We start from the raw sequence: 12,904 nt of genomic DNA on the forward strand, positions 1-12,904 counted from the left end.
GTGTTCTGAAAAACACCTATACTTCAAAAAGGTATAAAAAAACCGGGAAATTCCTCCGAAAACACAAGTGTATTTTAAGATTTCATTGCAGAAACTCGTCCAGCCCTTAAAATATGTAGTAAAAAACCTACATAAGGTCCGGTGCGCTTAATCTTAAATTCAGATTTTCAGTCTAACTCTTTAATATTCAATTCAGTGATGCGAAAATATCACCTGAACTTCTCGCTACAGGTTTTGAACTTTTCAGAAAAGTCATCCCAAAAAGGGCTGCATACCTTGCACCTGTAATCTAAAAACAACCTTATCATGTCAGCAAAGAGAAAACTGGTTATCGTCATCACCGAGGGATTGGACAACGAACGCGCTTCGGTTGCCTGGAGCATTGCTAACGGCGGGATCAAAAGCGGCCTGGAAGTACATGTGTTTCTGACGAGTTCGGCCATTGACTGGGTGCGCAAGGGAGCAGCCGACCACGTTCACCTGAACCCCAAAGACCCACCCATGATCGAAATGATCCAATTCGTCAGGGACAATGGTTGCCCCATTTACGTATGCCCGCCCTGTGCGGCTGTAAGGGGATATTCCCAGGAAGACCTGCTGGATGGCGTGATCATCACCGGTTCCGGGGCCATCCACAAACAATTCATCGAAGGAGCCGCTGCGCTTACCTTCTAAAGGTAATTACCTGATCAAAAAAGCCACTGCAATTTCAGGCAGTGGCTTTTTCCATTTTACGGTACTGATTGGGCGTTTGCCCGAAGCGTTTTCGGAAGGCGTTCGTAAAGTGGGATGGATTTTCAAAGCCCGTATCGAAACAGATCTCTTTTACGGTCAAGCCTGTCCCTAATAATAATTGCCGTGCATGCTCCAGCCGCCGCCCGGTTAGCCAGCGACCGGGTGTGCTGTTGAAAGCCGATTGGAAATCCCTTTTGAAAGAAGACAGGCTTTTACCCGCGAGTCGCGCAAACTCCTCCAGGCTGAGATTGTAGAGGAAGTTTTCTTCCATGACTTTCTCGAGGGACAACCCGTCGTTCCGGGCAATGTTCAGTATTGCGGATGTTACCCGGCCGTTTGAGGGATTGGACATGATGTTGAGGACCATTTCACGGAACTTCAATTCGATGATCTTTTTGGGGATCCGATCCTTTTGCCTGAGGTAGCCGAAAAACGAATGATAGAGGTTCTCCAGCGTTTCGGAAACCTCGATGGTTTCGATCAGGTCGCAATCGTCCGGCCCGGCCGGATCCAGATGGATTCCCTGTTCGAGGTCGGACAGGACAAAATTCTTGATAAACCGGTCTGTCATGAAAAACATTAGGACGCAGAAGTCCTCTTCGAAATACTGCCGGTTCAGGTAGGCACCTTTATGTACGAATATGGATTCCCCGGCAGTCAGGTTCCACTCGCGTTCCGGGGTGAGCCATTTTTTACGCCCGCTGAGCACATAGGTTATATAATGGCACTGGGACCAGGATTTGAAATTTTCCGCCTCAATAGGGCATTTGAATTCCACTATCAGGTAGTCTTTGTCAACGAATTTGTTGTACTGGGGATTGTCGCGGAAATGGGCGTATGAATCGAAAATCATATATGGGTCTTTATTCTATGATCCAGGATATCCGGCAATGCTGCCGTTCAGGGAGCCGGGGCTCCATTGCTCGCTGTTTGCGCCAAATTACCATTATAAGGTACTACTTTCCTGCCAAAAAGGCAACAGGGTATTCATTGGGGATAAGCTTTTGCGGAATACAATAGATATAAAATAACCCGTACTTTTGCGCCCATGGAGGCCTGGTATCATTACCTTTTATTGGTTGTCGTGGGGTTTACCGTCGGATTTATCAATACGGTAGCCGGGGGAGCCTCCCTGATTTCGCTCCCCGTATTGATCTGGCTGGGACTGCCTCCGGCGGTGGCCAATGGCACCAACCGGGTGGCCATCGTCCTGCAGACCGCCATGGCGACAGCCGGGTTCCGGAGTAAGGGGGTCAGTACATTCCCCTTCAATATCTACCTGGGGATTTCGGCTGTCGCCGGATCCCTGATCGGCGCCTACATCGCCGTGGATATTTCCGGGGAATTGTTCAACCGGATCCTGGCCATCATCATGGTGGCCGTTGTCCTGGTGATTGCCTTCAAACCGGGTATCAGGGCCGGTGACCTGGAGGAGCGGCTTACCGGCAAATACCTTTGGGCCGGCTGCCTGGCATTCTTCTTTATCGGTATTTACGGCGGGTTTATCAATGCGGGGGTCGGCTTTATCATTATCCTGTTCCTGCATTATTTCCACAGGATGAACCTGGTCCGGGTCAACGCCACCAAAGTTGCGGTGGTCTGTATCTACACCGTGGCGGCTCTGGTGGTTTTTATCCTCAACGACAAGGTGGTATGGAAAGTGGGCCTGGTGCTCGCCCTTGGCAATATGCTAGGGGCCTGGGTGTCCAGCCGGTTTTCCGTAAGGCAGGGGGACGGATATATCAAAGGATTTCTCATTGCCATGGTCCTGGTCATGGCAGTCAAACTCTGGTTTTTTACGTAAAAGTCATGGAACGGCAACCCGAAGCGCTCAACTGGCGCTATGCAGTTAAAAAATTCGACCCGCAGCGCACGCTGGAAGCGGACAAACTGGAAGGCCTGAAAAGGGCTTTCAACCTCACCGCCACCTCCTACGGCCTGCAGCCCATCCAGATGGTGGTTATCCGGCACAAGGCCCTGCAGGAGCAGCTTGTGGCCCACTCTTACGGGCAGCGACAGGTGGCGGACGCATCCCACGTGCTCGTTTTCTGTATTGAAAAAGCCATTGACAGCGCTTATATTGAGGCGTATTTCAACCGGGTACGGGAGGTACGGGGTACATCCGATACCATCCTGGACCCTTTCCGAAGGGAACTACAGGAGCGTTTCCGGGGAAAACCCGCGGAAGAAGTCAGGACCTGGGCCACCCACCAGGCCTACCTGGCCATGGGCAACCTGCTGACATTCTGTGCCTATGAGCGCATCGATTCCTGCCCCATGGAGGGGTTTGACCCGGCGGCATATAACCGCATCCTTGGCCTTGGGGACCGGGGCCTGACCGCTGTCCTGGTCATGCCTGTGGGATACCGGGCTGCGGATGATGTATTCTCCGGATTTAAAAAGGTCAGGCGCGAACTGGAGCGCACGGTATGGACCATTGAAGACAACTAGCACTATGCCTGGATTTGAATTATTTGGCGAAAATGAAAAGCAATCCGTCCAGGATGTCCTGGACAGCGGCGTCCTGATGCGCTATGGGTTTGGCCCCATGCGGAACGGGCACTGGAAGGCAAGGGAATTTGAAGTAGCCCTGGCCCGACGGATGCAGACCCCCCATGCCCACGTGGTCAGCAGTGGCACGGCCGCCCTGTCGGTAGCCCTGGCAAGCGCCGGGGTGGGTGCGGGGGATGAGGTCATCCTTCCCGTGTTCACCTTTGTGGCGAGCTTCGAAGCGGTACTGGCTGTGGGGGCAGTACCCGTCCTTTGCGACATAGACGACACCCTCACCCTCTCCCCGGAGGCTGTGGAGGAGGCAATCACGCCCCGGACGCGTGCCCTGATGGTGGTTCATATGTGCGGGTCCATGGCCGATCTGGATGCCCTGGGCGCTATCTGTCGCCGGCATGACCTGTTGCTGATCGAGGACGCCTGCCAGGCGATTGGCGGCAGCTACCGGGACAAGCCCCTTGGCAGCCTTGGCGATGCCGGGTGTTTTTCCTTTGATTTTGTCAAGACCGTCACCTGCGGGGAAGGTGGCGGTATCATTACCCATTCCGGGGAAATCTATGCCAAAGCCCAGGCCTACAGCGACCACGGACATGACCATATCGGGGAAGACCGGGGGGCGGAAAGCCATCCACATCTCGGGTACAACTACCGCATATCGGAATTGCATGCCGCCGTGGGCCTGGCCCAATTGGCCCGCCTCGATGCGTTCATCGGGATACAGGAGCGGCATTACCGGACCCTTTGGCAGGGGATCGAATCCCTGCCGGGGATTACTGGGCGAAGGGTTCCCGAAGGAGGCAGGCAGAATTACTCATTCCTGAATTTCTTCCTTACCGGGCCTGAAAAGGCGCGGGAAGCACAAAAGGCGTTAAGTGAAGCAGGTATGGACGGGGTTTTTTACTGGTATGACAACAACTGGCATTATCACCGCCGCTGGGAACACCTGAAAGAGCTCCGTTCGCTGGGCCCCCTGCCACCCGAAACGGCGCGACGTACCCGGGAAGCGAACGAGCGGGAGTTTCCGTTGTCCGATGCCTGGATGGGGCGTTGCCTTTCCGTGCTGGTCAAATTGGGGTGGTCGCCGGAAGAAACCCGCCGGCGCGCGGAAATCCTGAAGAACGTACTCGGGGAACTGGCTCAGTAGGGGACGTACTCCACAATTTCGAGGCCATAGCCCACAATCCCGACCCGCTTGGACTGAGCGTGGTTGGTCATCAGCCTTATTTTCTGTATCCTCAGGTCGTGCAGGATTTGCGCGCCGATCCCGAAATCCTTGGCATCCATGTCAATGTCCGGGGCTTTGAGTATCCCTTTTTCCTGGTTTTCCTTAAGGCCGTGTAGCCTCGCCAGCAGGTTCAGGGATTCGCTCTGTTTATTGATAAATACGATGGCCCCGGCGCCTTCCTCGTTCAGGGCACGAAACATATCATCCAGCTTTTTATCCGCGTCATTGGTCAGCGTCCCGAGGATATCGTTGTTCACCAGGGTACTGTTGATCCGCGTCAAAACGGGATCGCCATCCTTCCAGCTTCCCTTTGTCAGGGCCAGGTGGACCTGATCATTGGTCGTCTGCAGGTACGCGTGCAGGTGGAAATCCCCGAATCGCGTCCTGACATCGAAGGAAGCCTCTTTGCGGATCAGGCTGTCGTGCTGCATGCGATAGGCCACCAGGTCTTCGATGGATACCAGTTTTAAACCGAATTTCCGCGCCACTTTGGCCAGTTCCGGTAACCGGGCCATGGTGCCGTCCTCATTGAGTACCTCCACCAGGATACCGGCCGGCTTGTACCCGGCCAGGCGGGCAAAATCCACTGCAGCCTCCGTATGCCCCACGCGCCGGAGCACGCCCCCGTTCTTGGCGCGCAGCGGGAAGATGTGGCCCGGGCGCCCCAGTTCATTGGGGCGGATATTTGGGTCTACCAGCGCCTGTATGGTCCTGGCACGGTCGTGAACCGAAATGCCGGTGGTACAGCCATAGCCAATCAGGTCCACCGAAACGGTAAACTGCGTATGGTGCAGGACGGTATTGTTTTCCACCATCATCTTCAGGTCCAGTTCGTCGCAGCGCTCCTCGGTCAGGGGTGCGCAGATCAGGCCCCTTCCATGGGTCGCCATGAAGTTGATCATCTCCGGCGTCACCTTTTCGGCTGCGGCGATGAAATCTCCCTCGTTCTCCCGGTTTTCATCGTCCACCACGATGATGACCTTGCCCTGTCGGATGTCTTCTATGGCAGATTCTATGGAATCCAGCTTAATCTTATTTCCCATTACTTCTCACCGGGCTTTCCCCGTTTTTTGGACCGGGAAAACCGTTCCCGGATAAAATCAATAAAATGCCCGAAACTCATCAGGCCCCGGTCTGCAGTTGCCCGGCGCGTGAGCCATACCCCCAGGGGCAGCATGATCAGGGTGGGCAGCCAGGCGCCTAAAACCGGCGGGATATTCCCCTCTTTGGCATAATTGTTCGAAAATACGCCGAAAAAATAATACGCGAGGAACAGGACAATGGCCACCACCATGGGCAGGCCCAGCCCCCCTTTGCGGATGATGGCCCCAAGGGGGGCCCCCACAAAGAACAGGATGATACAGGACAGGGCCAGGGCAAATTTGTTGTGCAGGCTCAGGATATGCCGGTTGTACCGTTTGTAGCTCAGTTCCAGTTCCTCCCTTTTCCCTTTGACCGAATTCAGGATATTCCGTACGGAATTCCTGCTCGCATCGAGGATCCGGCTTATTTCGAAGGTCTTGAAGGCTGCCAGCGGGTTGTCCCATGCGATTTCCCTGACATCTTCCGGCAAGAGTTCTTTGGATTGCGGGATGGCCGCCTGAACATTTTTGCGGATAGCCGAGGAGAGGCTGTCTGCATTTTCCTGCAGGCTTGTGTCTACCTCACGCCCAGAGGTTGCGAGCTCCCTGCGCTTTAGCGCAACGGAATCGGCCAGGCCGGAAGCAGGGGAATTGTCCGAACCGGAATTAGGGGCACCTGTTGAACCCGAAGCAACTGTATCTGTGTCGCGGAAAGACAGGGAATCGGAAGGATCGGCCAGGCCTGTGGAATCCGACGTGGAATCCGCAACAGAATCCGTCGCTTCCTCTATGGCCCGGACCATGGAGGACGCCTCCTGTTCAGCGTCGACGGAGTCCGCAGGGCTCAGGGTCAGGGCGCCCATGCGGGAACGGGTGCTTCGCGAAAAGGCCGTTGCCACACGGAAATTGTGTTCCTTGATCGAATCGATATCCGTAATGAGGCGGGATACATTTTTCATCCGGTCCGTTTCCACATTCCGGTCCGCTTCCAGGTCTTCCATATTGTCGGGCAGGGCAATATTCATAATGTACGTGCCGAAGTCCGCCTTGGCAAACGGATAGTTTTTATCGCTGCCTCCCGAAGGCTGCGTCATTTCGTGGTAATAATGCCCGTCGCGCAGCACCAGCTGAATAATATCGGACCCTTCCCCGCTGATCAGTTCCCCCGTGGCGGCTTTGATGACGGTGGTATTCTTCTGCAAATTGGATTTTTCGTGGATGATGACGTTTTCGAGGAATCGGTCGTTTTCCCCGTATTTCCGCTCCACCTTGATGTTCCGTCCCTCAAAATCGCTGAATACGCCCTCGGTGATCACGGCAGCGGGTTTCAGGGTGGCGATGTTGCGGCGTAGGTTGTAGATTTTTTGTTCCGATATGGGGATCACGGTATTGGCAAAGTAAAAGGTCACCAAACCCAGGAAGGACACGCACACGATAAGCGGCAGCATGGAGCGCTGCAGGGAGATGCCCGAGGCTTTCATGGCGGCGAACTCATAGTTCTCAGCAAAGGTCCCGAAGGTCAGGATGGAAGAAAGTAGGACGGTAAGGGGAAGCACCTTTTCGGTCAGGTTGGGCATCAGGTAAAAAAGGAATTTACCAATAATGACAATATCCAGGCCCTTGCCCGCCAGATCGTCAATAAAAAGCCAGATCGTCTGGAAAATGAAAATAAACATCAGGATCACAAACGAACTGAAAAAATTCGTGAGGAACCTTTTCAGGATATATTGATCGAGGATGCGCAAACTGCTAGTTTCTTATGATATAGTACCCGTCGTCCTTGTACTTCTGCTCATCAAAGGTAAATAAGGATTTCGACAGGGGTTGGTCCGTTTTAAAAGAATTAACAGTAATCGTGGTCCGGGTGCCGTTGTTGCCCGTTTCGATGAGTTTGTAGATGTGTTTGGTCTCCACGTCGATGCCCAGCAAGATGCTCCGGATGTCGGAGTCCGAATCGATGGGCGTCAGCTTCACGTACTGGATTTTGCGGCCCTGCACATTCTGCAGTACGTCCCATGCGTAATTGTGACCATCCCGGTAAAAGGTGAGCATGCGGGAAGGACTTACGGTTCCCGGATCGTCGCTTTTGTCCTCTATGGTCACCTCCTCGTTCTCGGGAACGATGGTGTATACTTTTTTGCCGTCGTAAAGCTGCCGGGCCCCCATGTAGTTCAGCACGTACTTTTCGCCCTGAAGGGTCAGGTCGCCCCGGGTTTCCTGCTTCACACTGGCCTCGGTATTGTTGAGTTCGAATTTGAAGTCGACGTAGATATTGTCGTATCCCGTCACCTTGTTGTAGACTTCGTCCAGCAGGCTTTTCGCCCTTGCCGCATCCTGGGCTTTTGCCGGAAGGGCTGTAAACAGGATCAGGGCAAGAAATAGCATTTTCGGTTTCATGTGTCTCAATTTGTTTCGTTGTTCAGTAACTGGTCAAGGGCCGCCATATCCGGCACCAATACCTGGCGGGCCTTGCTCCCTTCAAAGGGCCCCACGATCCCCGCCGCCTCCAGCTGGTCGATGATCCGTCCGGCGCGGTTGTAGCCCAGCTTCAGTTTGCGCTGGATCAGGGATGCCGACCCCTGCTGGGCGGTCACGATGACCTCTGCGGCATCCCGGAACATGTCGTCCCGCTCCTCGATACTGTAATCAACTCCTGTGCCAGAATCCTCCCCTACGTACTCGGGAAGCAGGTGGGCATCCGGATAGCCCCGCTGGGAGCCGATGTATTCGGTAATTTTCGCCACCTCCGGAGTGTCCACAAAGGCGCACTGCAGGCGGATGGTGTCATTGCCCTGGGTAAAGAGCATGTCGCCCCGGCCAATCAGCTGGTCGGCGCCCTGGGTATCGAGGATGGTGCGGGAGTCGATCTTGGAGGTAACCCGGAAGGCGATCCGCGCCGGGAAATTGGCCTTGATCAGCCCCGTAATAACATTTACCGACGGCCGTTGCGTGGCGATGATCAGGTGGATTCCGATAGCCCTTGCCAGCTGGGCCAGGCGCGCAATGGGGGTTTCCACCTCCTTGCCTGCCGACATGATCAGGTCCGCGAACTCATCGATCACCAGCACGATATAAGGCAAATACCGGTGGCCGTCATTCGGGTTCAGTTTGCGGGCCTTGAATTTTACGTTGTATTCCTTGATGTTCCGGACCAGGGCCGCCTTGAGCAATTCGTACCGGTTGTCCATCTCGATGCAAAGGGAGTTCAGGGTATGGATCACCTTGGTATTGTCGGTAATAATCGCTTCCTCGGTATCCGGCAACTTGGCCAGGAAGTGCCTTTCGATCTTGTTGTAAAGGGTGAGTTCAACCTTCTTGGGGTCGACCAGTACAAATTTCACTTCTGCCGGGTGCCTTTTGTAAAGCAGGGAGGTCAGGATGGCATTGAGCCCGACGGATTTCCCCTGTCCGGTAGCCCCGGCCATGAGAAGGTGGGGCATTTTGGCCAGGTCCACGACAAAGGTTTCGTTGCTGATGGTCTTGCCAAGGGCAATGGGCAACTGCATCTCGGCATTCTGGAATTTCTTCGAGGCGATGACCGAGCGCATGGATACGGTGGTGGGCTTTTTGTTGGGAACCTCGATCCCGATGGTCCCTTTCCCGGGAATGGGCGCTATGATCCGGATGCCCAGGGCAGCCAGGGACAGGGCGATGTCGTCTTCCAGGTTTTTGATCCGCGAAATCCGGATGCCGGCTTCGGGAACGATTTCGTAAAGGGTGACCGTGGGTCCGATGGTGGCTTTGATCTGCGCGATGCCGATTTTGTAGTTGCGGAGCGTATCGACGATTTTGTTCTTGTTTTCCTCCAGCTCTTCCTGGTTGATGGTAATCCCGCCGGAGGCCCCGTGGGTATCCAGCAGGTCCAGGTGGGGAAATTTGTATTTGGAAAGCTCAAGGGTGGGGTCGAATTCCCCGAAATCCGAAACCAGCTGGCTGGAACGGAGGTCCGTTTCATCGGTTTCCTCTTCCTGCCGGGCCACCTCGATTTCCAGTTCCTGGTCGGATTCCGCCGCCCCGGTCCCGGCAACCGCGCTTTCATCCCCTTCTTCCCCGGGGTCACCGGATAGGGACGGGATGTCCTTTTTATGGGTATACGGGTCGGGCTTTACGGTCTCCGGCTCCGGGTTGGTCGTCACTTCCAGAGTTTCGGACGGATCGCCATCGTCAGGCGCTTCCCCCGGGGAATTGCTGCGGGCGGGCATTTTTACCGGGAGTTTCCACCCGGCCAGGGCCCTGCCAAAGGCCTGTGGGTCAAAACCGAACAGGCGCACCAGGATGACCACGAGCCCGAACAACAAGAGGAGCATGACCCCGATCTTGCCGGTGTAGTCCTGCAGGAAATCGTTCATTTCGTATCCGACCTGCCCGCCAAGCAAGGGTTGTTCTGCCGCCAGGAACCCAAGGCTTACCGAAAGCCAGATGAGCAGGACCAACCCCCAGATCCATTTGGTGAGCAGCCCCCGAAGGTCAATGCCCAGGAAGAGGTACAACCCGGTGAGGCAGAGCAATACCGGGAAGGCGAAGGAGGCCAGGCCAAAGCCTTTGAACATAAAGAAATGGCTGACTGCCGCCCCGAATTTGTTCAGGAGGTTCCGGGCTTCCTTGTTGCGGTCCGCAAATTGGGCAAGCAGGCTTTGGTCGTCCTGCCAGTTGAAGTAGAAGGAGATAAAACTGAAAAAAAGTGCAATGCTGAGCAACACCAGGAGGCTGCCCAGGATTACCTTGTTTTGTTTGGAGAGGCGGGGGGTGCCCCGTTTGTTAGCCGACTTGGTTTTTCGTTTCTTCTTTGCCATGCAACCCGTAGGGATTTCAGCGGCTAAAATACAAATTTACGCGTGAAGCAGGGGGGGAATCTCGGCTTAAAAGAGTTTCGGCAAATAGATGATGAGCCCCACGATGGATGCCAGGACGGAGGTGATCATCACGGCCCCTGCAGAGATGTCCTTGAGCCGGCCGATCCGCGGATCGTGTTCGGGCTGCACGTAATCCGACAATTTTTCGATGGCGGTATTCACGCCTTCCACCCCCATGACCAGGCCAATCGCCAGTAGCTGTATCATCCATTCCACGGGCGAGATCCCAAAGTAGAAGCCCGCACCGGTCACCACCAGTGCAATGACTGCCTGAATTTGTATACTGCCCTCCGTACAAACCAGGAGCCAGGCGCCCTTCAGGGCAATCCCGACACTCTTAATTCGGTTCTTCAGGAAGGATTCTTCAGGCATGCTCCAGGGCTTTAAGGGCGTTTTGGTAATCGGGCTCGTTCGAAATGTCGGGAACCTGCTCGGAATAAACCACCCGCCCGTGGGTATCCAGTACGACCACAGCCCGGCTGTGCAGGGCCTCAAAGGGGCCGTCGGCAAATTCCAGGCCGAGCGCCTTCCCAAAATTCCCATCCTTGAAGTCGGACAGCATTTCTACCTTATCGATCCCCTCTGCCCCGCAGAACCGGGATTGTGCAAAGGGCAGGTCCCTGGAAATACAGAGAACCACGGCCCCTTCTATGCCTGCCGCCTTTTCGTTGAATTCCCTCACAGACCGGGCACAGGTACTGGTATCGATGCTCGGGAATACATTGAGAAGGACTTTCCGGCCGCGGTAATCCGATAACCGCACGCCCGTCAGGTCCCGGCGGGTCAGCCGGGCATCGGGTACCAGCGTGCCGTTTTCGGGCAGGTCCCCTGTGGTATGGGAAAGAGATCCTCGTAGTGTTACGGTTGCCATGTAATATTTTGGCCCTAAAATAGGCAAATACCCGTTTCCCGGGAAGCTCGGCAGGCAGATTCTTTAAGGTGCCGGTCCGGGGTCAGGCCCCGGAGCGGGAATCCTTCAGTTTATCCTTCAGCATGGCAATCTTGATGCCGAATCCCGCAAAAAACAGGGTGGTAAAAGGGCTGAGCCAGTTAAAAATGCAGAACACGAAATAGTCTGCCACGGAAACCCCCAGGACGCCGCTATGATAAGCGCCACATGTATTCCAGGGGATCAGCACGGAGGTTACCGTCCCGGAATCCTCCAGGGTACGGCTCAGGTTTTCCGGTGCAAGCCCCCGGTCTTCATAGGCTTTGGCAAACATTTTACCGGGAACCACTATGGCCAGGTACTGGTCGGAGGCAGTGATGTTCAGGGCCAGGCAGCTGCCCACGGTACTCGCAAACAGGCTGAAGGTGGATTTGGCCATGGACAGCAGCGCTCCCGTAATACGGGAAAGCGCACCGATGGCTTCCATGATCCCGCCGAAGACCATGGCGCAGACGATCAGCCAGATGGTCGGGAGCATCCCCTCCATTCCTCTTGCAGCAAACAATTCGGTCAGGGCGGGGTTATCCGTTTCGATGGAGGTGCTCACCGTTATGGCATTCAGGATGCCCTTGTAACCCGATTCAAAATTCAGTTGGGTGGCGCCGGTGATGCCCGCCACGATATCCGGCTGGAAAAGGAGCGCAAACAACCCGCCCAGGAGGGTGCCGATCAGCAATGCCACCAGGGGCGGGGTCTTCCGCACGATCATGAAGATCACCACCAGGGGCACCAGGAACAGCCAGCCGCTGATATTGAAAGTAGCCTCGATGGAACGGAGGATGCCCCCTGTATCGGCTTCCCCGGTGGAATCGATGGTAAAGCCCATGATGATGAAGGCGATCAGCGTGATCAGGATGGTAGGGGTGGTCGTCAGCGACATATAGCGGATATGCGAAAACAGGGTACCCCCGGCCATTGCCGGGGCCAGGTTTGTGGTATCGCTCAGGGGCGACATCTTGTCACCAAAATATGCTCCTGAAAGCACGGCGCCCGCCGTCATCCCAAGGGATATTCCCAGGGCATCCCCGATACCGATCAGCGCAATCCCGACGGTGGCCGAGGTCGTCCAGCTGCTGCCGGTTGCCACCGAGATTATGGCACTGATAATGACACATGCCGCCAGGAAAATTGTAGGGTTCAGGATTTGCAGGCCGTAATAGATCATGGCGGGGATAATGCCGCTGATCAGCCAGGTACCTGCCAGAGCGCCCACCATGAGGAGGATCAGCAGGGCCCCGGTGGTGGATTTGATGTTTTCCGCCACTTCGGCGATCATGGTGGTGAAGGAAACCTTGTTGAAAAAGCCGACAACTGCTGCAACGGCCCCACCCATGAGCAGGATGAACTGGTTGGAACCGCCAATGGCGTTATCACCGAATACGTAAACGTTGTAGGCTAGCATGCCGATCAGGGCAAATACCGGGATGAGTGCCTCCCATATTCCGAGTTCCCGGTTGTCTACTATGTGTTCGTCCTGTCGGTACTTACCGGATTTTGGTTTGGCCATAAATTGGGTTAGCTAGACGGTAATAATACGACATTGCACTTGGTT

12 protein-coding genes are annotated in these 12,904 nt (G+C 55.0%); 4 read left to right on the forward strand and 8 right to left on the reverse strand.

Annotation, left to right across the window (positions count from 1 at the left end; genetic code table 11):
• Positions 1-306: 306 nt before the first annotated feature.
• Positions 307-675 (forward strand): DsrE family protein, encoded by a 369-nt coding sequence (locus H7F20_RS13845; protein WP_185786757.1) that lies wholly within the window; start codon positions 307-309, stop codon positions 673-675.
• 34 nt (positions 676-709) lie between these two features.
• Here the strand turns inward: H7F20_RS13845 and H7F20_RS13850 are convergent, their stop codons facing one another.
• Entirely contained in the window at positions 710-1,588 is an 879-nt protein-coding gene (locus tag H7F20_RS13850; protein WP_185786758.1) for an AraC family transcriptional regulator, read from the reverse strand.
• A gap of 195 nt (positions 1,589-1,783) precedes the next feature.
• Here H7F20_RS13850 and H7F20_RS13855 point away from each other — a divergent pair, with 195 nt between their 5' ends.
• From H7F20_RS13855 to H7F20_RS13865, 3 genes are read left to right on the forward strand one after another with little or no spacing between them, the layout of a single operon-like run.
• Complete coding sequence (locus H7F20_RS13855; protein ID WP_185786759.1) at positions 1,784-2,539, forward strand: sulfite exporter TauE/SafE family protein; 756 nt, start codon at positions 1,784-1,786, stop codon at positions 2,537-2,539.
• A gap of 5 nt (positions 2,540-2,544) precedes the next feature.
• Positions 2,545-3,186: an NAD(P)H-dependent oxidoreductase gene (locus H7F20_RS13860; protein ID WP_185786760.1), complete on the forward strand. Its 642-nt coding sequence runs from the start codon at positions 2,545-2,547 to the stop codon at positions 3,184-3,186.
• 4 nt (positions 3,187-3,190) lie between these two features.
• A complete protein-coding gene (locus H7F20_RS13865) occupies positions 3,191-4,387 on the forward strand; it encodes a DegT/DnrJ/EryC1/StrS aminotransferase family protein (RefSeq protein ID WP_185786761.1) in 1,197 nt (398 codons plus the stop codon).
• On the opposite strand, the gene ribB is transcribed toward H7F20_RS13865, so the two are convergent.
• From ribB to H7F20_RS13900, 7 genes are all read right to left on the reverse strand, one after another.
• Positions 4,381-5,511, reverse strand: a complete 1,131-nt coding sequence (gene ribB / locus H7F20_RS13870) for a 3,4-dihydroxy-2-butanone-4-phosphate synthase (RefSeq protein ID WP_185786762.1) — start codon at positions 5,509-5,511, stop codon at positions 4,381-4,383. The two genes, H7F20_RS13865 and ribB, sit on opposite strands and share 7 nt — an antisense overlap.
• Positions 5,511-7,295, reverse strand: a complete 1,785-nt coding sequence (locus tag H7F20_RS13875) for an LptF/LptG family permease (protein WP_185786763.1) — start codon at positions 7,293-7,295, stop codon at positions 5,511-5,513. The genes ribB and H7F20_RS13875 overlap by 1 nt, the downstream gene beginning before the upstream one ends.
• Positions 7,296-7,299: 4 nt before the next feature.
• Entirely contained in the window at positions 7,300-7,947 is a 648-nt protein-coding gene (locus H7F20_RS13880) for an outer membrane lipoprotein carrier protein LolA (RefSeq protein WP_185786764.1), read from the reverse strand.
• 5 nt (positions 7,948-7,952) lie between these two features.
• Positions 7,953-10,343: a DNA translocase FtsK gene (locus H7F20_RS13885; RefSeq protein ID WP_185786765.1), complete on the reverse strand. Its 2,391-nt coding sequence runs from the start codon at positions 10,341-10,343 to the stop codon at positions 7,953-7,955.
• A 66-nt stretch (positions 10,344-10,409) separates the two neighbouring features.
• Positions 10,410-10,775, reverse strand: a complete 366-nt coding sequence (locus H7F20_RS13890) for a diacylglycerol kinase (protein ID WP_185786766.1) — start codon at positions 10,773-10,775, stop codon at positions 10,410-10,412.
• Positions 10,768-11,274, reverse strand: a complete 507-nt coding sequence (gene tpx, locus H7F20_RS13895; protein ID WP_185786767.1) for a thiol peroxidase — start codon at positions 11,272-11,274, stop codon at positions 10,768-10,770. The genes H7F20_RS13890 and tpx overlap by 8 nt, the downstream gene beginning before the upstream one ends.
• 82 nt (positions 11,275-11,356) lie before the next feature.
• The gene (locus H7F20_RS13900; RefSeq protein WP_185786768.1) at positions 11,357-12,859 is read right to left on the reverse strand and encodes a Na+/H+ antiporter NhaC family protein; all 1,503 of its coding nucleotides are present in this window, start codon (positions 12,857-12,859) and stop codon (positions 11,357-11,359) included.
• Between the last annotated feature and the right edge of the window lie 45 nt (positions 12,860-12,904).

The organism is Robiginitalea sp. SC105, assembly GCF_014243345.1.
In the GTDB taxonomy this organism is placed as follows: Bacteria; Bacteroidota; Bacteroidia; order Flavobacteriales; family Flavobacteriaceae; genus Robiginitalea.

What these genes read in the sequence shown, in the direction of transcription:
- H7F20_RS13855 (WP_185786759.1), top strand. Translation starts at nt 1,784, where the DNA reads ATGGAGGCCTGGTATCATTACCTTTTATTGGTTGTCGTGGGGTTTACC.
- H7F20_RS13850 (WP_185786758.1), bottom strand. Translation starts at nt 1,588, where the DNA reads ATGATTTTCGATTCATACGCCCATTTCCGCGACAATCCCCAGTACAAC.
- H7F20_RS13860 (WP_185786760.1), top strand. Translation starts at nt 2,545, where the DNA reads ATGGAACGGCAACCCGAAGCGCTCAACTGGCGCTATGCAGTTAAAAAA.
- H7F20_RS13890 (WP_185786766.1), bottom strand. Translation starts at nt 10,775, where the DNA reads ATGCCTGAAGAATCCTTCCTGAAGAACCGAATTAAGAGTGTCGGGATT.
- H7F20_RS13900 (WP_185786768.1), bottom strand. Translation starts at nt 12,859, where the DNA reads ATGGCCAAACCAAAATCCGGTAAGTACCGACAGGACGAACACATAGTA.
- H7F20_RS13865 (WP_185786761.1), top strand. Translation starts at nt 3,191, where the DNA reads ATGCCTGGATTTGAATTATTTGGCGAAAATGAAAAGCAATCCGTCCAG.
- ribB (WP_185786762.1), bottom strand. Translation starts at nt 5,511, where the DNA reads ATGGGAAATAAGATTAAGCTGGATTCCATAGAATCTGCCATAGAAGAC.
- H7F20_RS13885 (WP_185786765.1), bottom strand. Translation starts at nt 10,343, where the DNA reads ATGGCAAAGAAGAAACGAAAAACCAAGTCGGCTAACAAACGGGGCACC.
- H7F20_RS13880 (WP_185786764.1), bottom strand. Translation starts at nt 7,947, where the DNA reads ATGAAACCGAAAATGCTATTTCTTGCCCTGATCCTGTTTACAGCCCTT.
- H7F20_RS13845 (WP_185786757.1), top strand. Translation starts at nt 307, where the DNA reads ATGTCAGCAAAGAGAAAACTGGTTATCGTCATCACCGAGGGATTGGAC.
- tpx (WP_185786767.1), bottom strand. Translation starts at nt 11,274, where the DNA reads ATGGCAACCGTAACACTACGAGGATCTCTTTCCCATACCACAGGGGAC.